We start from the raw sequence: 21188 nt of genomic DNA on the forward strand, positions 1-21188 counted from the left end.
AGTGAAAGTCCCTCAGACACAACCGTCTGAGGGACTTTTTTTGCGCGGTACCCAACTAAAGAAGGCTAAAAAAGGTCTACGTTTATATATGTAATTTGTTATGTTCAGATTATCGCACTTCACATTGTTGCTGGCAACCCTGCTCCTGTTGTCAGGCCTCAGTTTGGTCAAAGCCCAGCCGGGCACTGCCGACCAACGTATTTCAGAAGTTTATGGCAGCTATACGTCCAAGCTGACAGAAGCCCAGGTGCTTGAGCTGAAGGCCCGCCTGCTCCGTTGCTCTGTAAAGCAAATGCCCATGCAGCAAGGTGAGCAATATCCCCTGCTTTCCAGCCAGCCTCTGGTGACCAAGTTTGTGGCGAACCTAAAGCCGGATAATTTTACCGAGCCAGCCGGGATCAATCCCCTGAAGTACAACCTGAAGTTCCAAAGCCGGGAAGATGTTATCTACCGGATCGACGGAACGGACTATGTACTTTTCGTTGCCGGAAAAGCGCCCTGATAACCTGCTCATTTCCCCATATCCTCAATATCACCATTTATGCCTGTAACCATACCCATCCGCCGTATTCTTTCCTGCCTGCTGTTGCTGTTGTTCTTTACCGGAAGGGCAGTAATGAGCGAGGCCCAGCCTCCCTGCCAAACAATCATAGCCACCGTAAACAGCACATCCCCGGCTGCATCCCCGGTGGATTCTATTGTCAAGATATGTAAAGGAACGACGGTAACATTTACCGGGTCGGCGACTTTCAGCACTTCGGCTGCCGGCGCTACCTACGAGTGGCGCTTCAACGACGGCCCCGTTTTGCCGGGAACCACAGTAAGCCGCAATTTCCCCAATGAAGGTGTATATGTGGTCGATTTCGTTGCCACCGACGGCAGCGGCTGCGTGAACAAGAATTGTGATAGCCGTAAAATCATCCAGGTATCGACCACGCCGCATTTCAACCAGATCCAGAAGCCGGATACCATGTGTATGCATAAAGTGGCGGTTATCGCTGGTGTGGTAACACCGGTTGAAGGCAAATACGATTGCGCCCCGCCGGTATCGGGAACGACCTTCCTGCCCGACGGCCAGGGCACTCCCTATACCACCAGCGTGAACGTAAGCTGCTTTACACCCTGCGATACCGTGGCTGTTCCCGGCGACATTGAGAGCATTTGCCTCAATATGGAGCACTCTTACATGGGTGATCTCGATATTGACATCACCTGTCCCAACGGGCAAACCTTATCCCTGCTGAATTCGGCTGGCGCCGGCACCATCCTGGGACAGCCGGTAGCCACTGACCTGCCTGTCGACGGCAGCAGCGCCACCTTGCTGGATCCTGGTATCGGCTTTACCTATTGCTTTTCGCCGGCATCGACCAGCGGCTTCATTTACGACCCGGCCAATGCGACCAATGTATCACCCTATACCGATATCCTGGGCAATGTAAGCACAGATCCCAACATCAACCAGGCCAATCCTGGTACTTACCAGGCCGACGGCAACTGGAACAATCTTATCGGTTGCCCGCTGAACGGCGCCTGGACGATTATAGTGAACGACAATCTCCCCGCCGACAACGGCTATATCTTTAACTGGGGCATTACCTTCAGTAAAGGGACCGGCGCTTATAATTTCATACCCGGCTATCCGCAGCAGCAATGGGATGCCAATGCCGATATTATCGGTACCAGCAACGGAGGGAAAAACATCACGATCCGGCCGGAATCGGGTGAAGGGCTGCACTGTTACACCTTCAGGGTGGTCGACAGCTTCAATTGTCCCTATGACACCACCGTGTGTGTTTATGTGATCGATCCCGGTAATCCCGGCAAGGATACAACCGTGAAAATCTGTCTGGGACATGACCCTGTAGACGCCTTTAGCTACCTGGGCAGCAATGTAACTCCCGGCGGTGCCTGGTCCGGAACAGGCGTAAACGCTGCCGGTGTATTCAATCCTGCTGTTGCCGGCATCGGCACACATCAGGTGGTTTACCGCCTGCACAAATGGAATTGCGATACGACAGCGACTATTACCTTTAATGTCGTTAATGATGTGCAGGTCGGCTTCAATTTTACGTTACAGCCCGGCTGTACCGAAGATACGGTCCGGTTTACCAACCTGAGCGAACCGGGAAAATACTGGTGGCGCTTTGGCGACGGCAGCCTGCCTGAAGATACCACCATGCACCCCGTACACATTTATGAAGACCAGGATGTCTATCTTGTCCGGCTTACCGTAAAGACTAAAGAAGGTTGTCGTGATTCGCTGCTGAAATTTGTCGATGTAAAACATCCGCTGAAAGCATCCTTCGATATGAGCATCGATTCGGTATGCCAGTCCAGCGGAACACCAGTGGTCTTTACTGACGGTTCGGTAGGAGCAGGGAACTGGAATTGGGATTTTAACGACGGTACAAGCTCAACCCTGCAGCATCCCACGCATACCTTTACCCTGGCCGGAACCCATAGGGTAAGGCTCATTATCAATGATAAAATTCCCTGCTACGATACCGTCTACCGCAATGTCTATGTCGATTCTATACCCTTCCTGGATCTGGTAACGGACAAGCACAGCATCTGTACCGGCGACCGGGTCACCTTTACGCCTGCGTACCTGTACACAGCCAAAAGCCTGAGCTGGAATTTCGGTGATGGCGTGCACTGGCAGGAGAAAGGCGTTACCAGCCACAGCTTCGACCAGGCAGGGACTTATTACATTTCCTTAAGCGCAGATTACCCGGTATGCGAGGATATGATGAAGACAGATTCTGTAGTGGTCAATATGCAGCCGCAGGTCTACCTTGGTCCCGACAGCGTATTGTGCCTCGACGGCCCGGCAGTGAAAGTAGGCGATGCGCACAACGCTGCCGATCCCTCCCTGCGCTGGCTGTGGAGCACCGGAGAAACGACGCCCTATATCGACATTGTTCATCCGGGTGAATACTCGGTGACGGCCACCCGTGGCGACTGCGCTACCATGGAAAAGATCGTGGTGAACAAGGACTGCTACACCGATATCCCCAATGCCTTTACACCCAATAATGATGGTAGCAATGACTATTTCTATCCCCGCCAGCTGATGAGCAAAGGAGTGGTCTCTTTCTCGATGATCGTCTTTAACCGTTGGGGACAGAAGGTATTCGAGACCAGCAACATTAATGGAAGAGGCTGGGATGGCCGCTTCAACGACAAGGAGCAACCGATGGGCGTTTACATCTACCAGATCAGGGCTGTGCTGAAAAACGGCCGCGTGGAAGATTACAATGGAAATGTAACCCTTATACGATAAAAACAATCAGCCAATAAAACAGGAAGGACCCGCCGGAAGAACTGGCGGGCTTCTTTTATCCGGATGTATAAGAGAACGGCGTTCAGGAAAGGAGTAGCTGCACACAGTCGCGGGCTACCGCAGCGCCAAGGGCGACACCCATACCACCCATACGGAAAGCGCCATAGACATGGGGACTGAACTGCTGCACCACGGGGCGTTTGGCCTCCCCGAAGGCCATAATGCCAGCCCAGCGCTGCGCGACAGCTACCTTGCTGCCAGGCAGGATCAGCTCCCGTAGCTTTGTTTCCAGGTCGGCCTGTATGGCCGGGTGCAGGGCAATATCCGTTGTTGTTTCCCCCGCGATATCCAGGTTGCGCCCGCCCCCGAACAGTACCCGTCCATCGATCTCCCGGAAATAATAATAGCCTTCGTCAAAATGGAAGATGCCCTTGAACGGCAGGTTCCGCACAGGTTCGGTGAGCAGCACCTGCCCCCTTCCCGGCTGAAGGGCGGCCTGGGGCAGCAGGGTGCGGGTGAAAGCATTGGTACAGATAAACAGGTGGCCGGCGCGAAGCGGTATCGCCGTATCTCTGGCGGTATCAGCTACGTAAACGGAGACGCCTGCACTTTCTTCTTCGAAACGCGCTACTGCTGCGCCTGTCTTGATCTCGATACCTTTTTCAAGCGCATAGTCGGTGAGCCGGCGCATCATCTGCCCGGTGTGCAGCTCGCCCTCTCCGGTATTCTCAATAAGCGCCGATACCATAGCCGGCGGAAAGCCGAAAGCAGCTATTTTTTCGTCTGCCCGGCGGAAAGGCAGGGAGCCGGTGACGTCGGCAATCAGCGTATTGATCCGGTCCAACTGCCCCAGAAGAGGTAGCTCGACGGGGCTGATCAGCTCATAGCTGCCGTTTTCCCGGTAGCCGATGGCCGCATCGCCCAGGCGTTGGCGCAGCAGGGACAGACCTTCTTTCCTGCGGCAGAACAAGGCCACCATTTCGGCCTCGCTGTGATGCTTCAGGTCATCGAGCAGTTCGGTAAAGCTGCCCATACAAGCGAAGCCGGCATTGCGGGTGCTGGCGCCGTAAGGGAAGAGGCTGCGCTCGAGCACCAGCACACGCTTTGCGGGAAAGCGCTCCTTATATTCGATAGCAGTATGTAACCCTACAATACCGGCGCCGATGACAATGGCGTCATAATTCAGGAAAGAAGCTTGTTCCCAGTAGCTGAACATATAGTAAAGAAAAGATGGCGGTTATTCTTCAAGATAATCCAGGTCCTTGCCGAAGGTTTCCCTGAGGCGGCTAAGTGCAAACAGGGAAATAGCAGTAAGCCCGAACATGACGATGTAACCGGCTGTAATGATATTGCTGCGCTCGACAAAAAAATCGAAAATGAAAGTAATGGGGATCAGCGAGCCTCTGACAAAATTGGGCACTGTGGTCGTAACGGTAGCCCGCAGGTTGGTGCCGAACTGCTCCGAGGCTATGGTTACAAAGGTGGCCCAGTAGCCCACACCCAATCCCATAATAAAGGCCAGGATGTGGAAGCTGCGCGCATCGATGCCCTTGCTGTTGAGGTACCATACTACAGTGCCCATCGACAACAGGAGGAAGATAAAGATCGCCAGGCGGCGCGAACGGGTCCACTGCGCCAGCAGGCCGGCAAAGATATCGCCTATGGAAATGCCAATGTAGGAATACATGATGCCTGCACCCGCCGTAAGGGTTTCCGTAGCACCCAGGGCTTTGCCAAACTCCGGCGACTGTGCAATAAGGATACCGACAACAAACCATAAAGGTACTCCGATGAGAATGCAATAGAGATATTTGAAAGCCCGCTGGCGGTTGGCAAACAGCATACGGAAGCTGCCCCGGCGTACCATGCTGCCTTCTACATGCCGGTACATACCCGATTCAAACGTACCTACCCGTAGCAGCAGCAGCACAAAGCCCAGGCCGCCGCCAACGAAATAAGCCGTGCGCCAGGAAAAATGATGCGCCACAAGGTTGGCAGCCACGGCGCCGAAAAGACCGATCACGGCTACCAGCATAGTACCGTAGCCCCGCTTCTCCTTGCTCATGGTCTCGGTTACCAGGGTAATGCCCGCGCCCAGCTCACCGGCCAGGCCTATGCCGGCAATAAAGCGGATGGCCGCATAGGTATTGACATCCTGCACAAAACCATTGATCACATTGGCTACAGAGTAAAGCAATATGGAGCCGAACAGGACCTTGATACGGCCGAACTTATCGCCGATAATACCCCATAAGATACCGCCCAGCAGCAGCCCGGCCATCTGCACATTGATCACAAACTCGCCCAGGCGGCGGCTGTCTTCCGGCTTCACGCCGATATCGGAAAGGCTCTGCACCCTTACGATAGTGAAGATGAGCAGGTCGTAGATGTCTACGAAATAACCCAGCGCGGCTACCAGCACCAGCAGGACCACATTCCTGCTGCGGGAACGCTCACTTTGCATAAGCTTGTTGTTTTTGAGGCTGCATGATACAAAAAAAACCGTGTAGTTGTGCTACACGGTTTCCTATAAAGAGGTCTGTCTTAATAATCGGTAGTGGCTCCGGTAAGCTCTACCAGCGCCTGCGCGAGCTGGGCATCGTTGGGCGCTATGCCATGCCATTCGTGTGTGCCTTCCATGAAGGAAACACCGCTGCCCATAGCCGTGTGCAGCAGGATACATACCGGCTTGCCTTTGCCGGAAAGGGCTTTGGCTTCTTCCAGGCCTTCCAGCACACGTTCCATATTGTTGCCTTCGGCAATATCCAGCACGGTCCAGCCAAAGGCTTCGAACTTGCCGCGAAGATCGCCCAGGCCCATGACCATTTCGGTAGGGCCATCGATCTGCTGACCGTTATAGTCGATCGTTGCGATCAGGTTATCTACTTTGTGATGAGCGGCAAACATGATGGCTTCCCAGTTCTGGCCTTCCTGCAGCTCGCCGTCGCCGTGCAGGGAGTAGACCATACGGTCGTCCTTGTTCAGCTTCTTGGCCAGTGCGGCGCCCACAGCTACGCTCATGCCCTGCCCCAGGGAGCCGGAAGCGATGCGTACGCCGGGCAGATGCTCGTGTGTGGCCGGATGGCCCTGCAGCCTGGAGTTCAGCTGACGGAAAGTAGCCAGCTCTTCGACGCGGAAATAGCCGCTGCGTGCCAGCACACTGTACAGCAGGGGAGAGATGTGCCCGTTGGACAGAAAGAACAAGTCTTCACCTATGCCATCCATATTAAAGGCCGGATCGTGCTTCATTACCTTAAAGTATAAAGCGGTAAGAAAGTCGCTGCAGCCCAGCGAGCCGCCGGGATGACCGCTCTGCGCTCCATGCACCATTCTTACGATATCGCGGCGCACCTGGGTGGCCATCTCTTTCAATTGCTGAAGTTCCATTGAGAATACTTTGAAAATTTTGCGCAAAAGTAAGCATTCGGTTTTGAAAATTTTCCCGGCAGGCAAATTAAAATAGGCGCTTCCACCAGTGCCGCCGGCTCCGGGAGGAGATAAAAAAGCATAAGGCTGCTCACTGAGGCAGCCTTATGCTTTTTATTGATGCTTTGAAAGAAGGTATTTAAGCTTCTTCTTCTTTTTTCTTTTTAGGAGCGGCCTTTTTGGCGGGCTTCTCTTCACCGTCTCCTGTAGCCGCCTTCTTCTTGGCAGCCGCTTTCTTCACAGGCTTTTCCTCGCCGTCTTCTGCAGGGACCGCTTTCTTGGTAGCTGCTTTCTTTTTGGGCTTCGCCTCTTCAACAGCTTCGTCCTGCGTATCAGCGGCCGGGGCAGCTTCTGCTACCGTAGCTTCTTCTTCGGGCTGTTCCTTCAGGTAATCGAAGTTCAGCAGGTCGTTTGCTTTCAGGATCTCATACCATTTCAGCACTTTCCTGATATCGCTGGTGTACACACGGCTTTCATCAAAGTCGGGCAGCACCGTCTTGAAATAAGCTTTAGCAGCTTTGTCGTCTTTTTTCTTGTTCAACGCTGCAATTTCGCTATCCTGTTCCTTGATCTTTTCCATTACTTCGTGCAGGCGCACATTGTCGCCGGTGGTATATATCTCGATGCTTTCCAGCGGCGTAATGTGGTGAATACGGGCCGATACGAATTTCACGCTCTTGTCGGTGAGGCTGCGTACAATGGCACCGTCGTTCTTGGTGCTCATCAGTTGGTAAAGACCGCTGAGGCCGGTTACTGCTACAATTTGTCTGTATTCCATAGTTATATTAATACCCGGAGGTTCTCGACTTTTAGGGCGGCAAAAGTAAGAAAAAAAACATACAAAAACCGAGCGGTAAAATATAAAATTTAATATGAGCGGGCGTGCATATCCCGGTGGCCGTGGCAAAAGATCACCAAAGCATAACCTGCCGACTGCTTAGAGGTCACACGCTTTAGCAAGCTTTGTAGGTAATCAAAAAAATCAAACCTATGCAAAAGGTAATAGCAGTATCCGTAAACGTCAATGAGCTGGCCAGCCAGCCCGATAAAGTGATCTCTATGGTTGAGCTCGAGGGGCTCAATGAATTGCTGGCCGAAGGCTGGGAGATCGAAGACTGGTCTTTCCTTACCGATGATCCCGTAAATGGCCGTATGCCCATGATCGTAATCCTCAACGATCAATTGCTTCCCGGCGGCGAAGGGTTTTATGAAGAATATGAAGAAGAGGAAATGCCGGAAGAAGAGGAGTAATCCGGCAGGGCAGGCTGCAGGCAAAGGGGAGAAGATCGTCTTCTCCCCTTTGTCGTTATTATCTGCAAAGGTTACCAACCTGCCCGGAGCCATAGCTGTCTGATGCTAGAGAAAACTTACGACGGGCAGCTATTCCCGGCTACCGGAAAACCGGTAACTATAGCCTCCCGCTAAGAACGGCCTTGTGCCGCCCGTCTATCAGATTATCGGCTCTACGTATTATAAGCTAATCATAAAGATAAAACTGACGAACATGAACAAAAGAAACCGATCGACCGGATCTATGAGCAAAAAGACGCTTCTGCTGGCTGTGGCCGCACTCTTTATCACATCCTTGTCCGTGGCCGCCGACACCCTGCGGGTATTGTTTATTGGAAATAGCTATACCGCGGTCAATAACCTGCCCCAGGTAGTTGCCGACCTGGCTGCTGCAGGTGGCGACCGGCTGATCTATCAGTCGAACACGCCTGGCGGGCAGACTCTTCAGCAGCATTGCAGCAACAGTACCAGTTTATCGCTCATTGCCCAGGGCGGTTGGGACTATGTAGTGCTCCAGGAGCAAAGCCAGCGGCCATCCTTCTCCGACGGGCAGGTAGCCGATGAGGTGTATCCCTATGCCAAAAGGCTGGACAGCCTCATCCATCGCGCCAGTCCTTGTGCCAAAACGGTTTTCTATATGACCTGGGGCTACAAAAATGGCGATGCCGGTAATTGTCCGGTATGGCCTCCTATATGTACCTACTCAGGAATGGACAGCATGCTGTACCTGAGGTACTCGATCATGGCGGAGAACTACAATGCCTGGCTCAGCCCCGCCGGTCGCGTAAGGCGCAGGCTGCGCGCGCTTAATCCGTCTATCGAGCTGTACGATGCCGATGGCAGCCACCCTTCGGCTGCAGGTACTTTTGCTGCTGCGCTCAGCTTTTACACCGTTCTGTATGGTAAAGACCCGGTAACCAATGCTTATAACTACAGCCTCAGCGCCGGCGATGCCGCAGCGATCAAAGCGGCCGCAAGCGTTGTGGCTTTTGACAGCCTGGATTACTGGCGCCGGTTTGATCCTGTGCCGAAAGCTGCCTTCACCGCGACAGTGAGCGGTACAACCGCCAGCTTCAGTAATACGACTACCGGGGCCACGGCCTACAGCTGGACCTTCGGCGACGGCAGCCCTGCATCCGCCTCGGCCAGTCCGACGCACACCTATGCAGCAACAGGCATATACGAAGTTTGCCTGAAAGCGATCGATGGTTGCGACACCATAAAGCTATGCAAGCAGGTCAATGTCGGCACGGTAGGCATCGGCGGCCGTCAAACGGTGGGTAACATCGGTCTCTATCCCAACCCGGTCGAGGACAGGGTTTATGTAAAAGGGCTGGAAGCGGCCTGCGATTTCAGGCTGTACAATAACATCGGCGCTTGCGTGCAGTCGGGCAGGCTGAAGCCGGTACAGGCCTTCCTGAGCCTGAAGGCCCTGCCTGCGGGCGCCTATTATCTTGAGCTGGCATCTTCCGGTGGGCAGCGGCAGGTATTAAGGCTCAGTAAAAAATAATATGAGCACCTTATAATATTGGATCGCCTCTATAGTCGCCTGTAACACATGCTGTTTTGTTGCAGGCGATGTTTTTTTACGGTATCTGCCGTTCACAGGCCGCACGAACGTGCTTGCCGGGAGCTTTTAGGCTCCGAAAGGAAAAAACGGAAGAAAAAAGTGCAGAAAAAGAAGTATTATATCTGGATTCTATGTATCTTTGCGGCCCGATTGGAAAGTCCCGGGGAGAAAATTTAAAATATTTTTGGTATTTTAAAAAGAATCTCTACCTTTGCAGTCCCAAAAATTTTAACAAGGAAGTTTTTTGATATGTCACAGCGTATTCGCATTAAGCTAAAGTCTTACGACCACAATCTCGTGGATAAGTCCGCAGAGAAGATCGTAAAGACCGTTCGTAATACAGGCGCCGTAGTTACCGGTCCTATTCCCTTACCTACGGATAAGAAAATTTTTACGGTTCTGCGTTCCCCGCACGTAAATAAAAAAGCACGTGAACAGTTCCAATTGTGTACGCACAAGCGATTGCTGGACATTTATACTTCTTCCAGCCGTACCGTGGATGCCTTGTCCAAACTGGACCTTCCCAGCGGCGTAGAAGTAGAGATCAAAGCCTAACAGTCTTCTCCCTGTATAAACAGAGAAAAAGCGAAAGCATAGTTCTTTAAAGCAATAGGAATAACAGCTAATCCCGCGGGTTCGTATCCCGGTCTCAAAGGCCAGATACAGCAGCAACCAACGGGCGCTTGGCTGGGAAGCAGGCACAGTTCTGGCTTTCCGTTAGCATTAAATAATAACAACAGTCCCGGTTCAATCCCTTATAGCCGGTGCTGAAAACAAAATATTATGAAAGGTATTATTGGCAAAAAAATCGGCATGACCTCCGTGTTCGAATCTAATGGAAAGCAGGTGTCCTGCACCATTATCGAGGCCGGACCTTGCGTTGTAACGCAAAAGAAAACAGTCGAAACCGACGGGTACGAAGCCTTGCAGATCGCCTTTGGCGAGCGTAAAGAAAAAAATACGCCCAAAGCCCTGCTCAATCACTTCGCGAAAGCAGAATCAGCTCCCAAAGCTGTCGTAAAAGAAATCCGCAACAGTTCCATTAATAAACAAGTTGGTGAAAGCATTACCGTAGACATCTTCTCCGAAGGTGAAAAGGTGAACGTGATCGGTACCTCAAAAGGTAAAGGTTTCCAGGGCGTGGTAAAGCGTCACGGATTCGGCGGTGTGGGTGAAGCTTCTCACGGTCAGCACGACCGTCAGCGCGCTCCCGGTTCTATCGGTGGTTCTTCTTATCCCAGCCGTGTATTCAAAGGTATGCGTATGGCCGGCCGTATGGGTGGCGATCGCGTAAAAGTGAAAGCGCTGAAAGTACTGAAAGTATATCCCGAGCAGAACTACATCCTGGTAAGCGGCTCCGTTCCCGGTCACAACGGTTCTATCGTTCTGATCCAAAACAACGTAGGTTAATCCCGCGGATAGTAAACAATATTTCCATTAGCATCAGCTAAAATTTATAAGAAATGCAAATCGAAGTTTTAAATAGCAAAGGTGAAAATACCGGACGTAGCGTAGAATTACCGGAGGATATTTTCAATATCGAACCCAACGATCACGTCATTTACCTTGCTGTAAAGCAATACCTGGCGGCTCAACGTTTGGGTACCCACAAAACCAAAACCCGTGGCGAGGTGAAAGGTGCTTCCCGCAAGCTGCACCGCCAGAAAGGTACCGGTGGCTCCCGTAAAGGTAATATCCGCAACCCGCTGTATAAAGGTGGTGGTACCATCAACGGACCCATCCCGCACCGCTACGATTTCAAGCTGAACCGTAAAGTGAAAGACCTCGCCAAGATGTCTGCGCTCACTTACAAAGCCCGCGAGAAGAACATTGTGGTCGTGGAAGACATCAAGATCGAAAAGCCCAGCACCAAAGCGTTCCTGCAGGTGGTGAACGGCCTCAAGATCGGCGGCAAAAAACTGCTCCTGGTGAATGTAGACTACGATCAGAACCTGTACCTGAGCAGCCGCAATGTACCCCGCGTAAAAAGCAGCGTGCTGAGCGATATCAATACTTACGACATCGTACACGCCAACACCATCCTGTTGACAGAAAGCGCTGCCAAGGTATTTACTGAAGAAGTAGTGGAAGTAGCGGAATAAGCAAACCGGTTCGGTACTCAACTCATAAAAACATGGATCCGGCGCATGCGGCGGACCAACAAATAAAATAAAGATGAAAATTTCAGAAGTATTGGTTCGCCCTAAAGTTACTGAAAAGGTAAACGGCCAGATGGAAAAGCAAAACCGTTACACCTTCGTAGTCGACAAGCGTTCTAACAAATTGGAAATTAAAGCTGCCGTAGAAGAGTTCTATAACGTAAAGGTTACTGACGTAAACACGATCGTTATGCCTGCCAAAAGCAAGAGCCGCTTCACCAAAGCCGGTTTCATTTCCGGCCGCAAAGCTTCTTTCAAGAAAGCGATCGTAACCCTGGCCGAAGGCGAGAACATCGATCTGTTTGCCTTCTAAGAACGCAGCAGCTTAAGTATGGTGGCGGATAGTGCCACCGCTAACAACAAAACTATAAATACCGCCGGTGCAAGACCGCGGACAAATTAACAAAAGAAATGGCTTTACGTAAATACAAACCGACTACGGCCGGTACACGTTGGAGAATAGGCAACGCCTTTGCAGAAATCACTACCGATACCCCCGAGAAAAGCCTGCTGGCGCCCAAGAAAAGCACAGCCGGACGTAACGTTCAGGGTCGTCGTGTTATGCGCTACATGGGTGGCGGTCATAAAAAACAATATCGTATCATCGATTTCAAGCGCGATAAGAAGGACATTCCTGCTACCGTGAAAACCATCGAATACGATCCGAACCGTACCGCGTTTATCGCTCTGCTGGCTTATGCCGATGGTGAAAAACGTTACATCATCGCTCCCCAGGGTCTCGAAGTAGGCGCCAAAGTGGTGAGCGGCGACAATGCAGCACCTGAAGTAGGTAATGCACTGCTGCTGAAAAATATGCCCCTCGGTACCGTGATCCACAATATTGAGCTGCAGCCCGGTAAAGGTGGTGCTATGGCCCGTTCTGCAGGTACTTATGCCCAGCTGAACGCTAAAGAAGAAAAGTACGCTGTACTGAAAATGCCCAGCGGTGAATTGCGTAAAGTACTGAGCACTTGTATTGCTACCGTAGGTATCGTATCCAACAGCGACCACGCCCTGGAATCTGCAGGTAAAGCCGGTCGTAACCGTTGGAAAGGTCAGCGTCCCCGCGTACGTGGTGTGGCTATGAACCCCGTAGATCACCCGATGGGTGGTGGTGAAGGTAAATCTTCCGGTGGTCACCCCCGCAGCCGTACTGGTAAATACGCCAAAGGTGAAAAAACACGCAGCCTGACCAAAGGTTCCAATAAGCTGATCATTCAGCGCCGCGACGGTAAGAAGCTGTCCGGTAAAGCTAAAAAATAATCAATCCTGGGCAGAGACGCCATGCCTGGCGTCTCACCCCTTGAAATAAAAAGGTAAAGACGCGATGCGTCTCAACAATAACAGATAAAATGGGTTCCGGCCCGGCCGGGATCAAATCATCAAAAACACCAAATTAAATGGGTCGTTCAATTAAAAAAGGTCCTTACGTAGACCATAACCTGGAAGAGAAAATAACCAAGATGAACGCTGAAGGCGGTCGTAAATCGGTAGTGAAAACCTGGAGCCGTCGTTCCACTATCATTCCCGAATTCGTAGGACACACTTTCGCTGTACACAATGGTAACAAGTTCATCCCCGTGTATGTAACAGAGTACATGGTAGGCCACAAGCTGGGTGAGTTTGCTCCTACCCGTAACTTCAGGGGTCACGGCGGCGACAAGAAAAAATAAGCTGATGTATGATTAGCTGATGTGAGATTGGCTAATGAGGAGATCAGCGCTTAAGTAAAGAAACATTTGATTCATCGGCGACAGCCGGCTATCAATACAAAAGTAATTATCCGATTAGCATAGCTAATTATCAAATTAATAAAATGGAAGCAACAGCCCGTTTACGCAATTATCCTACTTCCCCGCGCAAGATGCGTCTTTTGGCAGACCTGATCCGTGGCCTGGATGTAGAAAAAGCTTTGAATATTCTGAAGTTCAACACCAAGCATCCTTCAGTGCCCCTGGAGAAATTGCTGCTGAGCGCTATCGACAACTGGAAGCAAAAGAATGAAGGTGCAGACGTGGCTTCAGCCAACCTGATCGTAAAGACCATCTACGTGGATGGCGGCCGTATGCTGAAGCGTATGCTGCCTGCTCCCCAGGGTCGTGCTTACCGCGTACGCAAGCGCAGCAATCACGTAACGATCATCGTAGACAGCAAAGCGAACTAATTTTAAATTTTGGATTTTGAATGTGAATTGGTTTAGTTCCATTACTTTTTCCAAATCAAATAATTCACAATATTAATTAAGGGTTGGATTTTGTTGAAAACATTCAAAATCTGAAATCCAAAATTCATAATCAAAGAACATGGGTCAAAAAGCAAATCCGATAGGTAACCGTTTGGGAATTATCCGTGGTTGGGATTCTATGTGGTTCAGCAATCCGAAAGATTTCGGCGGTAAAGTGGTAGAAGATCACAAAATCCGTACGTATCTGAACGCACGTATCAATAAAGGCGGCGTAGCCCGCATCGTTATCGAGCGTACACTGGGTAAACTGATCATCACCATCCACACCTCCAAGCCCGGTATCATTATCGGTAAAGGCGGTCAGGAAGTAGACAGGATCAAAGAAGAGCTGAAGAAGCTGACCGGCAACAACGATGTCCAGATCAACATCATGGAAATCCGTCGTCCCGAGCTGGACGCACAGATCGTAGGTGAATCGATTGCCCGCCAGATCGAAGGCCGCGTAAGCTACAAGCGTGCCATCAAAATGGCTATCTCTACCGCTATGCGTATGGGTGCTGAAGGTATCAAGATCAAGGCCGGCGGCCGCTTGGGTGGTGCTGAAATTGCCCGTAGCGAAGAGATCAAGCAAGGCCGTACGCCGCTGCACACCTTCCGTATGGATATCGATTACGCTTCTGTTTATGCAATGACGGTATACGGTAAGATCGGCCTGAAAGTGTGGATCTGTAAAGGCGAAGTGCTGGGCAAACGCGATCTGAACCCCAACCTGACCAGCGGTGCAACCGACCGTCGTGGCAACCAGGGTGGTGAAGAGCGTCGCGACAGGGGTGGCGACCGTGATCGTCGTGGCGGTGGTGACCGTCGCGGTGGTGGTGGTGACCGTCGTGGTGGCGGCGACCGTCGCAACAGCGGTCCAAGGAAAGATTAATTGTCGCTGTATTCCGCGCCGGCGGACTACCCGGATCTTCTGATCAGAAGCCCCGGTAAGGAAGACAACGGCTTAATATACATCATACAACAAAATACTTGATACTTAAAAATATCAGCAATGTTACAACCAAAAAGAGTAAAGCATCGTAAGCAGCATAAAGGACGTATCAGGGGTAATGCTGAGCGTGGTGCTACCATTTCCTTCGGTTCTTTCGGTCTGAAAGCCCTGGAGCCGGTATGGATCACCAACCGCCAGATTGAAGCTGCCCGTCAGGCTATGACCCGTCACATGAAGCGTGAAGGTAACGTCTGGATCCGTATTTTCCCCGACAAGCCGATTACTGCAAAGCCTGCAGAGGTGCGTATGGGTAAAGGTAAGGGTAGCCTGGAGTACTGGGCAGCTGTAGTGAAGCCCGGCCGCATTATGTTCGAGGCCGATGGCGTTCCCGAGCAGGTAGCCCGCGAAGCTTTTGAGCTGGCAGCACAGAAACTGCCGATCAAGACCAAGTTCGTGGTTCGTCCCGACTATGCAGGCTAATCTTAAGGAAGCGTACTAATTATGAATTAGGGTAGCGGGTAAGAACGCTCAATACCCAATACTCAAATCTCAATACAATATTTAACAATGGCAAAGTCAAAAGCAGCGAAAGTTGAAGATTATCGCTCTATGAGCGATGAAGCGCTTAACGACAAAATTGGCGAAGAGAGCCTGCGTCTGAAGAAAACAAAATTCAGCCATGCAGTTAATCCCATCGAAAACCCGATGATTATCCGCAGCATTCGCCGTACGATTGCAACGTTGAAAACCGAGCAGCGTAAAAGACAATTAGCATCTTAATTCATATTCAACCTCTTTCATAATGTCAGCAGTAGAAAGGAAAACCAGGAAGAGCCGTATCGGGCTTGTTACCAGCGACAAGATGGATAAAACCATTACCGTTGCGGTAGAACGTAAAGTAAAGCATCCCTTTTACGGTAAGTTCCTTAAAAAAACCACCAAGTTCCACGCGCACGACGAGACCAACCAGTGTGGCATCGGCGATACCGTAAGGATCATGGAAACCCGCCCCATGAGCCGCACTAAGCGCTGGAGGCTGGTAGAAATCATTGAAAAAGCTAAATAAGCGATACGATCTCTGTTCCGCAAGGGAATACAGATTGGCAAAGCATAGCCTCTTTTCAAGTCTTTGAGATGCCCGGATGGAAGATCGGCGCATCGTAAAACCTAAAAATTGAAATTAGCTCACAGCTAAACAAAATAACAATGATACAGCAGGAATCAAGGCTCAACGTAGCTGATAACAGCGGCGCTAAAGAAGTACTCTGCATCCGCGTGCTGGGCAATAGCGGCCAGGTATATGCAGGTATTGGCGACAAGATCGTGGTTACAGTAAAAGATTCTATCCCCGCCGGTGGTGTGAAGAAAGGAACTGTAAGCAAAGCCGTTATTGTTCGTACCAAAAACAAATTACGTCGTAAGGACGGTTCTTATATCAGCTTTGACGACAACGCAGTGGTGTTGTTGAACAACTCTGATGATCCCCGTGGTACGCGTATCTTCGGGCCCGTAGCCCGCGAACTGCGTGATAAAGGATACATGAAAATTGTTTCTCTGGCGCCAGAAGTATTATAATTAAAATATTTTCGTACCTTTGCCGCCCGTTGATAAAATAGCGGCTCAAGATCTATAGAAATGAGTACTAGATTCAAACCTAAGTTCAGCATCAAAAAAGGCGACCAGGTAGTGGTTATTGCCGGTAACGACAAAAACCGTACTACGCCCCGCCAGGTGCTGGCTGTATATCCGCAGGATGCACGCATCCTGGTGGAAGGTGTTAATATCGTTACCAAACACCTGAAGCCTAATGCTAAGAATCCTCAGGGCGGCATCGTAAAAGAAGAAGCCACGATCCACATCTCCAATGTGCAGCTGTGGGATGCAAAAGCGAAAGCTCCCGTACGTGTTCGTCGCGAACGCAAAGACGGTAAAGCGATTCGTATATCTAAAAAAACCGGTCAAGAAATTAAATAATGAGCACTGTAAATTACCAACCGCGTCTTCAAACGAAATACAAAGACGAAGTAGTGGCTGCCCTGATGAAGAAGTTCGGCTACTCTACTGTGATGCAGGTTCCCCGTCTGGTAAAGATCTGTCTGAACCAGGGCGTGAAAGGATCTGTGTCGGACAAGAAACTGGTGGACGATGCTGTGAAGGAAATGACCATGATTGCCGGTCAGAAAGCAGTACCCACACTGTCCAAGAAAGATATCTCCAACTTCAAGCTGCGTAAGAATATGCCTATCGGCGCCCGTGTAACTTTGCGCGGTGCTACCATGTTTGAATTCCTGGACCGTCTGGTATCGGTGTCTCTGCCCCGTGTACGCGACTTCAAAGGTATCAACGAGAAAGCTTTCGACGGCTATGGTAACTATACCTTCGGCGTTACCGAGCAGATCATCTACCCCGAGATCGACATCGATAAGGTGAGCCGTATCAGCGGTATGGATATCACTTTCGTTACTACTGCCCGTACCAACGAAGAGGCCTACGAGCTGCTGAAAGAGCTGGGTATGCCCTTTAAAAATATCAAAAAAGACAACAACTAATCGATATGTCAAGAACCTCAATTATAGCACGCCAGCGTAAGCGTGAGAAGATGGTTGCCAAGTTTGCTGAAAAGCGCGCCGCTTTGAAAGCAGCAGGAGATTACGAAGCCCTGGACAAACTGCCCAAGAACGCTTCTCCTGTACGCCTGAAAAACCGTTGCCAGCTTACCGGCCGTCCTAAAGGTTACATGCGTCAGTTCGCTCTGGGTCGTGTTATCTTCCGCGATATGGCCCTGGAAGGCAAGCTGCCCGGTGTAAAGAAAGCTTCCTGGTAAGCCGCATTATCCTAAAGGACTTGAAACATTAGATGAAAAGACCCCAGGGTAACTATCATCAATTATCAAACAAATAAAAACACAGAGTAAAAATGGTAACTGATCCTATTGCAGATTTCCTTACCCGCGTTCGTAATGCCCAGATGGCACGCCACCGTATCGTTGAGATCCCCGCTTCCAATCTGAAAAAACGCATTACGGAAATCCTGTACGATAAAGGTTATATCCTGAAGTACAAATTTGAAGACGACAGCAAGCAAGGTATCATCAAGATCGCTTTGAAATACAATGCTGAAACGAAGGAGCCTGCAATCCGTTCCCTGGAGCGTGTTAGCCGTCCCGGTCTGCGCCAGTACGCCAAGCCTGCAGAGATTCGCAGGGTGAAGAGCGGCCTGGGTATCGCCATCGTTTCAACCTCCAAAGGTGTTATGACCGATAAAGAAGCCCGCGCCCAGAATGTAGGCGGAGAGGTGCTTTGCCAGATCTGGTAAGATATATTTAGGTGAACAAAGGAGCAAACTATGCGATATGCGTGGTTTGCTCCTTTGTTTTGTGCAGAAGCGCCGCTCAGGGTTATTGCGCGCAGCAGCTGCCCATAGTGAACAGGCTGTTCACCTCCTGTTGATTTACAGCCTTATCCAGGATCATTACATCGTCCAGGTCGCCATTATAGCCTAAACCCAGGAACAAGGCGCCGATGTCTTGTGCTGAAGCCGGTGACGGTGAGCCTGCTGAACCGCAATTGTAATTCCCGCTGCTGCTGCCCTGTAGTATACCGTCGCTGTACAGAGCCATCTGGGTACCATTACTGTTATAGGTAGCGACCACATGATGCCAATGGTTGAGTTTGGCTGCGACGGTTACGTTGCAGCTGTCAAATGGTTCGGATACTGAGCTGGTCCTTCCGAAAATTGTCCGCTTGCAGTAATTCAACGATACGGACCATTGCCCGTAGAAAGGGCAGTTCCAGACAGAATCGCGGCTGATGAGCGCCTCATAATCGGGACCGCCTCTGAAAGTGTCGGTAGCCCGATACCAGAGCGATATCGAAAACGCATTGAGATTATCCAGAAAAACCGGGTTGGGGCGCACCAGGTACGAATTACCCACCATGAAATTGGAGAAGGCATAAGCACAGTCAGGATTGCCGTCGCGGTCGGTAGCCGGCAGGGCCGAGCCGGAATTCAGCAGGTGATGGTTGTTGCCCGATATATCGTTCAACGAACCGTCTGCAAACGGATAAAATGCAATCACATGGTTGGCTAGGCCGGCGGGGATGCAGCCGATGTTGCCGGTTGCTTTGTCTTTCTTACAGGAGAAAAAGAGTATAGTGATCACGATGCCTGCAAAAATGCAGGAGGTTAGGACAACAGACCGGGTCCGGTTGTTTTTCATAGGTAGGATAATTTGGGAGGCGTTCAGGAAAATAGTTTATACATGCTAAGAGCGTAGGCAGACATTGGGCCACCCGCTTTGGTTGGGTAATTAGACAGGCCCTGGGCTTACCAGAAGAGGCCCGCTTTTATACCGGTACCAGGCCTTGTATTGTATTTTTAGCCCTGGCCATCCGGCAAATTATTTAAAAAATGATCCGGAAGTATTTTTTTAAAGAAAATACTATACCTTTGCACTCCCAATTTTATGGGGCAGGTTTTGGGCAATCTAAGCCCACCCTATACAGCGCTGAAAGACCAGGACCTGTTATTCAAAGGAAATTGCCTCAGGGCAGGTTCCGTTTTTACATTTTTAAATTCATACGTTAAAATGTCACGTGTAGGAAAAGCGCCAATCACATTGGCCGACAAAGTAACCGTTACCGTTAGCGCTGCCAACGAAGTAACCGTAAAAGGCCCCAAGGGCGAACTGAAACAAGTAGTAGACCGCGATCTGAAAGTGGAAGTGGCCGATGGTAAAGTGACCATTACCCGTCCTACCGACCAGATCCGCCACCGTGCCCTGCACGGCCTTACCCGCGCCCTGCTCGCCAATATGGTGGAAGGTGTGACCAACGGTTACACCAAGACCCTGGAGTTGGTAGGTGTGGGTTATCGTGCCGCAGTTGCCGGACAGCAGCTGGACATGTCCCTGGGTTACTCCCACAACATTATCCTGAATCTTCCCCCCGAGGTGAAAGCAACCGCTACCATGGAAAAAGGTCAGCCTCCCCGCGTTGTGCTCGAATCTATCGACAAGCAGCTGGTAGGCCAGGTAGCCGCTAAGATCCGCAGCCTGCGCAAGCCCGAGCCTTACAAAGGAAAAGGTGTGCGTTTTGCTGGTGAGATCGTTCGCCGTAAAGCTGGTAAAACTGCCGGTAAATAATACGGAAAGCAAAAAGTCAATATCCGGGAAGGCACATTTTGACTTTTGGCTTTTGATTTTTGAATTTATACGTAACCTTCGGAAGCCGTCTATGACCGTTGCCGGGTGACAGGGCCTCAGATCAAAAGGGATCGGTCCGCTGCCCATCACAACACAAAGGCGAGCCCGTACAAATAGAGACACAATGTCAAAAACAGCAAAAACAGTAATACGCCGCCAGAAGCTGCGCTGGCGTATCCGGAAAAATGTTAAGGGCACAGCTCAGGCGCCGCGCTTATCCGTTTTCCGCAGTAACAAAGATATTTATGCTCAGCTGATCGACGACGCTACCGGCCTTACCCTGGCTTCAGCCAACTCCCGTCAGAAGGACATCGCTGCCCAATCCGGCACCAAGTCCGAAAAAGCAGCGTTCGTAGGTAAGGCTATCGCCCAGAAAGCGAAAGACCTGGGTATCGAAGCCTGCGTGTTTGATCGTGGCGGTTACCTGTACCATGGCCGTGTGAAATCACTGGCTGATGGCGCTCGTGAAGGTGGATTGAAATTCTAATCCACGTAAGCAAAAAATATTTTTTAAAAATTTTACGGGCCAGGTAAGCCGAAACCCGTAGAGCATATTCAAAAAAAATGACGCAATCCAATAACCGGATCAAATCCGGAGAATTAGAATTAACAGACAAAGTGGTTGCCATCAACCGCGTGGTGAAAACCACCAAAGGCGGCCGTGCGTTCAGCTTTTCTGCCCTGGTAGTAGTAGGCAACGGTAATGGTGTGGTAGGTCAGGGACTGGGTAAAGCTAAAGAAGTAAAAGAAGCGATTGCCAAGGGTATCGACGACGCTAAGAAAAACCTGATCAAGGTTCCCGTAATGAACGGTACCGTTCCCCACGATCAGTTTACCAAAGCAGGCGCTGCCAAAGTATTGATCAAGCCTGCAGCCCATGGTACCGGTGTACTGGCCGGTGGCAGCATGCGCGCTGTACTGGAAGCTGCCGGTTATACCGACGTTCTGGCCAAATCCCTGGGTTCTGCTAACCCGCACAACGTGGTTAAAGCCACCGTTAAAGCCCTGGGCGAAATGCGCGAGCCGATCGAAGTAGCCAGGAAGCGCAACATTGGCCTGAAAAAAGTATTCAACGGTTAAT

The 21188-nt window shown here is 50.7% G+C and carries 28 protein-coding genes; 23 read left to right on the plus strand and 5 right to left on the minus strand.

The window, feature by feature from the left end:
• Nucleotides 1-100 precede the first annotated feature (100 nt).
• A complete protein-coding gene (locus tag DZC79_RS02270; protein WP_157976862.1) occupies nucleotides 101-502 on the plus strand; it encodes a hypothetical protein in 402 nt (133 codons plus the stop codon).
• Nucleotides 503-541: 39 nt separating this feature from the next.
• Entirely contained in the window at nucleotides 542-3283 is a 2742-nt protein-coding gene (locus DZC79_RS02275) for a PKD domain-containing protein (RefSeq protein ID WP_118949911.1), read from the plus strand.
• An 82-nt stretch (nucleotides 3284-3365) separates the two neighbouring features.
• On the opposite strand, the gene DZC79_RS02280 is transcribed toward DZC79_RS02275, so the two are convergent.
• From DZC79_RS02280 to DZC79_RS02295, 4 genes are all read right to left on the minus strand, one after another.
• The gene (locus DZC79_RS02280; protein ID WP_118949912.1) at nucleotides 3366-4499 is read right to left on the minus strand and encodes an NAD(P)/FAD-dependent oxidoreductase; all 1134 of its coding nucleotides are present in this window, start codon (nucleotides 4497-4499) and stop codon (nucleotides 3366-3368) included.
• Between the two features lie 21 nt (nucleotides 4500-4520).
• A complete protein-coding gene (locus DZC79_RS02285; RefSeq protein WP_118949913.1) occupies nucleotides 4521-5747 on the minus strand; it encodes an MFS transporter in 1227 nt (408 codons plus the stop codon).
• An 80-nt stretch (nucleotides 5748-5827) separates the two neighbouring features.
• Complete coding sequence (locus tag DZC79_RS02290) at nucleotides 5828-6670, minus strand: transketolase (RefSeq protein ID WP_118949914.1); 843 nt, start codon at nucleotides 6668-6670, stop codon at nucleotides 5828-5830.
• 178 nt (nucleotides 6671-6848) lie between these two features.
• Nucleotides 6849-7487, minus strand: coding sequence for a DUF5606 family protein (locus DZC79_RS02295; RefSeq protein WP_118949915.1), 639 nt, complete (start codon nucleotides 7485-7487; stop codon nucleotides 6849-6851).
• 212 nt (nucleotides 7488-7699) lie between these two features.
• On the opposite strand from DZC79_RS02295, the gene DZC79_RS02300 reads away from it, so the two are divergent.
• The 18 genes from DZC79_RS02300 to rpsH all read left to right on the plus strand — a co-directional run bounded on the left by DZC79_RS02300 (nucleotide 7700) and on the right by rpsH (nucleotide 18219).
• The gene (locus DZC79_RS02300; protein WP_118949916.1) at nucleotides 7700-7960 is read left to right on the plus strand and encodes a hypothetical protein; all 261 of its coding nucleotides are present in this window, start codon (nucleotides 7700-7702) and stop codon (nucleotides 7958-7960) included.
• 253 nt (nucleotides 7961-8213) lie between these two features.
• On the plus strand, nucleotides 8214-9509 hold the full coding sequence (locus tag DZC79_RS02305; protein ID WP_157976863.1) for a PKD domain-containing protein: 1296 nt from the start codon (nucleotides 8214-8216) through the stop codon (nucleotides 9507-9509).
• 309 nt (nucleotides 9510-9818) lie between these two features.
• Nucleotides 9819-10124 (plus strand): 30S ribosomal protein S10, encoded by a 306-nt coding sequence (rpsJ, locus tag DZC79_RS02315; protein WP_106522046.1) that lies wholly within the window; start codon nucleotides 9819-9821, stop codon nucleotides 10122-10124.
• A gap of 228 nt (nucleotides 10125-10352) precedes the next feature.
• On the plus strand, nucleotides 10353-10979 hold the full coding sequence (gene rplC / locus DZC79_RS02320) for a 50S ribosomal protein L3 (protein WP_118949918.1): 627 nt from the start codon (nucleotides 10353-10355) through the stop codon (nucleotides 10977-10979).
• A gap of 53 nt (nucleotides 10980-11032) precedes the next feature.
• Complete coding sequence (gene rplD / locus DZC79_RS02325; protein WP_118949919.1) at nucleotides 11033-11671, plus strand: 50S ribosomal protein L4; 639 nt, start codon at nucleotides 11033-11035, stop codon at nucleotides 11669-11671.
• Nucleotides 11672-11744: 73 nt separating this feature from the next.
• Nucleotides 11745-12041, plus strand: a complete 297-nt coding sequence (gene rplW, locus DZC79_RS02330) for a 50S ribosomal protein L23 (protein ID WP_118949920.1) — start codon at nucleotides 11745-11747, stop codon at nucleotides 12039-12041.
• Between the two features lie 98 nt (nucleotides 12042-12139).
• The gene (rplB, locus tag DZC79_RS02335) at nucleotides 12140-12991 is read left to right on the plus strand and encodes a 50S ribosomal protein L2 (RefSeq protein WP_118949921.1); all 852 of its coding nucleotides are present in this window, start codon (nucleotides 12140-12142) and stop codon (nucleotides 12989-12991) included.
• Nucleotides 12992-13128: 137 nt separating this feature from the next.
• A complete protein-coding gene (gene rpsS, locus DZC79_RS02340) occupies nucleotides 13129-13401 on the plus strand; it encodes a 30S ribosomal protein S19 (protein WP_118949922.1) in 273 nt (90 codons plus the stop codon).
• A gap of 143 nt (nucleotides 13402-13544) precedes the next feature.
• On the plus strand, nucleotides 13545-13892 hold the full coding sequence (gene rplV / locus DZC79_RS02345; RefSeq protein ID WP_118949923.1) for a 50S ribosomal protein L22: 348 nt from the start codon (nucleotides 13545-13547) through the stop codon (nucleotides 13890-13892).
• Nucleotides 13893-14031: 139 nt separating this feature from the next.
• Complete coding sequence (gene rpsC / locus DZC79_RS02350; protein WP_118949924.1) at nucleotides 14032-14844, plus strand: 30S ribosomal protein S3; 813 nt, start codon at nucleotides 14032-14034, stop codon at nucleotides 14842-14844.
• 120 nt (nucleotides 14845-14964) lie between these two features.
• The gene (gene rplP, locus DZC79_RS02355) at nucleotides 14965-15384 is read left to right on the plus strand and encodes a 50S ribosomal protein L16 (protein WP_118949925.1); all 420 of its coding nucleotides are present in this window, start codon (nucleotides 14965-14967) and stop codon (nucleotides 15382-15384) included.
• An 87-nt stretch (nucleotides 15385-15471) separates the two neighbouring features.
• Nucleotides 15472-15684, plus strand: coding sequence for a 50S ribosomal protein L29 (gene rpmC / locus DZC79_RS02360; RefSeq protein WP_118949926.1), 213 nt, complete (start codon nucleotides 15472-15474; stop codon nucleotides 15682-15684).
• A gap of 22 nt (nucleotides 15685-15706) precedes the next feature.
• Nucleotides 15707-15970 carry a 30S ribosomal protein S17 gene (gene rpsQ / locus DZC79_RS02365; RefSeq protein ID WP_118949927.1) on the plus strand — a complete coding sequence of 88 codons (264 nt, stop codon included), beginning with the start codon at nucleotides 15707-15709 and terminating at the stop codon, nucleotides 15968-15970.
• A gap of 140 nt (nucleotides 15971-16110) precedes the next feature.
• Nucleotides 16111-16479 (plus strand): 50S ribosomal protein L14, encoded by a 369-nt coding sequence (gene rplN / locus DZC79_RS02370; RefSeq protein WP_118949928.1) that lies wholly within the window; start codon nucleotides 16111-16113, stop codon nucleotides 16477-16479.
• 60 nt (nucleotides 16480-16539) lie between these two features.
• Nucleotides 16540-16878, plus strand: coding sequence for a 50S ribosomal protein L24 (gene rplX, locus DZC79_RS02375; protein ID WP_118949929.1), 339 nt, complete (start codon nucleotides 16540-16542; stop codon nucleotides 16876-16878).
• On the plus strand, nucleotides 16878-17453 hold the full coding sequence (gene rplE, locus DZC79_RS02380; RefSeq protein ID WP_118949930.1) for a 50S ribosomal protein L5: 576 nt from the start codon (nucleotides 16878-16880) through the stop codon (nucleotides 17451-17453). The genes rplX and rplE overlap by 1 nt, the downstream gene beginning before the upstream one ends.
• Nucleotides 17454-17458: 5 nt before the next feature.
• Nucleotides 17459-17728, plus strand: coding sequence for a 30S ribosomal protein S14 (rpsN, locus tag DZC79_RS02385; RefSeq protein WP_118949931.1), 270 nt, complete (start codon nucleotides 17459-17461; stop codon nucleotides 17726-17728).
• Between the two features lie 92 nt (nucleotides 17729-17820).
• Nucleotides 17821-18219 carry a 30S ribosomal protein S8 gene (gene rpsH / locus DZC79_RS02390; RefSeq protein ID WP_118949932.1) on the plus strand — a complete coding sequence of 133 codons (399 nt, stop codon included), beginning with the start codon at nucleotides 17821-17823 and terminating at the stop codon, nucleotides 18217-18219.
• Between the two features lie 82 nt (nucleotides 18220-18301).
• Here rpsH and DZC79_RS02395 read toward each other — a convergent pair whose 3' ends face one another.
• Nucleotides 18302-19123 (minus strand): LamG domain-containing protein, encoded by an 822-nt coding sequence (locus tag DZC79_RS02395; RefSeq protein ID WP_118949933.1) that lies wholly within the window; start codon nucleotides 19121-19123, stop codon nucleotides 18302-18304.
• A gap of 369 nt (nucleotides 19124-19492) precedes the next feature.
• Between DZC79_RS02395 and rplF the strand changes: the two genes are divergently transcribed.
• The 3 genes from rplF (at nucleotide 19493) to rpsE (ending at nucleotide 21187) form a co-directional block, all read left to right on the plus strand.
• Nucleotides 19493-20047, plus strand: a complete 555-nt coding sequence (gene rplF, locus DZC79_RS02400; protein WP_118950020.1) for a 50S ribosomal protein L6 — start codon at nucleotides 19493-19495, stop codon at nucleotides 20045-20047.
• Nucleotides 20048-20231: 184 nt separating this feature from the next.
• Nucleotides 20232-20594, plus strand: a complete 363-nt coding sequence (gene rplR / locus DZC79_RS02405; RefSeq protein ID WP_118949934.1) for a 50S ribosomal protein L18 — start codon at nucleotides 20232-20234, stop codon at nucleotides 20592-20594.
• Nucleotides 20595-20671: 77 nt separating this feature from the next.
• Nucleotides 20672-21187, plus strand: coding sequence for a 30S ribosomal protein S5 (rpsE, locus tag DZC79_RS02410; RefSeq protein ID WP_118949935.1), 516 nt, complete (start codon nucleotides 20672-20674; stop codon nucleotides 21185-21187).
• Nucleotide 21188: the final 1 nt, after the last annotated feature.

The sequence above is a fragment of the Taibaiella helva genome, assembly GCF_003545695.1.
Lineage (GTDB): Bacteria > Bacteroidota > Bacteroidia > Chitinophagales > Chitinophagaceae > Taibaiella > Taibaiella helva.

What these genes read in the sequence shown, in the direction of transcription:
- DZC79_RS02270 (WP_157976862.1), top strand. Translation starts at nt 101, where the DNA reads ATGTTCAGATTATCGCACTTCACATTGTTGCTGGCAACCCTGCTCCTG.
- DZC79_RS02275 (WP_118949911.1), top strand. Translation starts at nt 542, where the DNA reads ATGCCTGTAACCATACCCATCCGCCGTATTCTTTCCTGCCTGCTGTTG.
- DZC79_RS02280 (WP_118949912.1), bottom strand. Translation starts at nt 4,499, where the DNA reads ATGTTCAGCTACTGGGAACAAGCTTCTTTCCTGAATTATGACGCCATT.
- DZC79_RS02285 (WP_118949913.1), bottom strand. Translation starts at nt 5,747, where the DNA reads ATGCAAAGTGAGCGTTCCCGCAGCAGGAATGTGGTCCTGCTGGTGCTG.
- DZC79_RS02290 (WP_118949914.1), bottom strand. Translation starts at nt 6,670, where the DNA reads ATGGAACTTCAGCAATTGAAAGAGATGGCCACCCAGGTGCGCCGCGAT.
- DZC79_RS02295 (WP_118949915.1), bottom strand. Translation starts at nt 7,487, where the DNA reads ATGGAATACAGACAAATTGTAGCAGTAACCGGCCTCAGCGGTCTTTAC.
- DZC79_RS02300 (WP_118949916.1), top strand. Translation starts at nt 7,700, where the DNA reads ATGCAAAAGGTAATAGCAGTATCCGTAAACGTCAATGAGCTGGCCAGC.
- DZC79_RS02305 (WP_157976863.1), top strand. Translation starts at nt 8,214, where the DNA reads ATGAACAAAAGAAACCGATCGACCGGATCTATGAGCAAAAAGACGCTT.
- rpsJ (WP_106522046.1), top strand. Translation starts at nt 9,819, where the DNA reads ATGTCACAGCGTATTCGCATTAAGCTAAAGTCTTACGACCACAATCTC.
- rplC (WP_118949918.1), top strand. Translation starts at nt 10,353, where the DNA reads ATGAAAGGTATTATTGGCAAAAAAATCGGCATGACCTCCGTGTTCGAA.
- rplD (WP_118949919.1), top strand. Translation starts at nt 11,033, where the DNA reads ATGCAAATCGAAGTTTTAAATAGCAAAGGTGAAAATACCGGACGTAGC.
- rplW (WP_118949920.1), top strand. Translation starts at nt 11,745, where the DNA reads ATGAAAATTTCAGAAGTATTGGTTCGCCCTAAAGTTACTGAAAAGGTA.
- rplB (WP_118949921.1), top strand. Translation starts at nt 12,140, where the DNA reads ATGGCTTTACGTAAATACAAACCGACTACGGCCGGTACACGTTGGAGA.
- rpsS (WP_118949922.1), top strand. Translation starts at nt 13,129, where the DNA reads ATGGGTCGTTCAATTAAAAAAGGTCCTTACGTAGACCATAACCTGGAA.
- rplV (WP_118949923.1), top strand. Translation starts at nt 13,545, where the DNA reads ATGGAAGCAACAGCCCGTTTACGCAATTATCCTACTTCCCCGCGCAAG.
- rpsC (WP_118949924.1), top strand. Translation starts at nt 14,032, where the DNA reads ATGGGTCAAAAAGCAAATCCGATAGGTAACCGTTTGGGAATTATCCGT.
- rplP (WP_118949925.1), top strand. Translation starts at nt 14,965, where the DNA reads ATGTTACAACCAAAAAGAGTAAAGCATCGTAAGCAGCATAAAGGACGT.
- rpmC (WP_118949926.1), top strand. Translation starts at nt 15,472, where the DNA reads ATGGCAAAGTCAAAAGCAGCGAAAGTTGAAGATTATCGCTCTATGAGC.
- rpsQ (WP_118949927.1), top strand. Translation starts at nt 15,707, where the DNA reads ATGTCAGCAGTAGAAAGGAAAACCAGGAAGAGCCGTATCGGGCTTGTT.
- rplN (WP_118949928.1), top strand. Translation starts at nt 16,111, where the DNA reads ATGATACAGCAGGAATCAAGGCTCAACGTAGCTGATAACAGCGGCGCT.
- rplX (WP_118949929.1), top strand. Translation starts at nt 16,540, where the DNA reads ATGAGTACTAGATTCAAACCTAAGTTCAGCATCAAAAAAGGCGACCAG.
- rplE (WP_118949930.1), top strand. Translation starts at nt 16,878, where the DNA reads ATGAGCACTGTAAATTACCAACCGCGTCTTCAAACGAAATACAAAGAC.
- rpsN (WP_118949931.1), top strand. Translation starts at nt 17,459, where the DNA reads ATGTCAAGAACCTCAATTATAGCACGCCAGCGTAAGCGTGAGAAGATG.
- rpsH (WP_118949932.1), top strand. Translation starts at nt 17,821, where the DNA reads ATGGTAACTGATCCTATTGCAGATTTCCTTACCCGCGTTCGTAATGCC.
- DZC79_RS02395 (WP_118949933.1), bottom strand. Translation starts at nt 19,123, where the DNA reads ATGAAAAACAACCGGACCCGGTCTGTTGTCCTAACCTCCTGCATTTTT.
- rplF (WP_118950020.1), top strand. Translation starts at nt 19,493, where the DNA reads ATGTCACGTGTAGGAAAAGCGCCAATCACATTGGCCGACAAAGTAACC.
- rplR (WP_118949934.1), top strand. Translation starts at nt 20,232, where the DNA reads ATGTCAAAAACAGCAAAAACAGTAATACGCCGCCAGAAGCTGCGCTGG.
- rpsE (WP_118949935.1), top strand. Translation starts at nt 20,672, where the DNA reads ATGACGCAATCCAATAACCGGATCAAATCCGGAGAATTAGAATTAACA.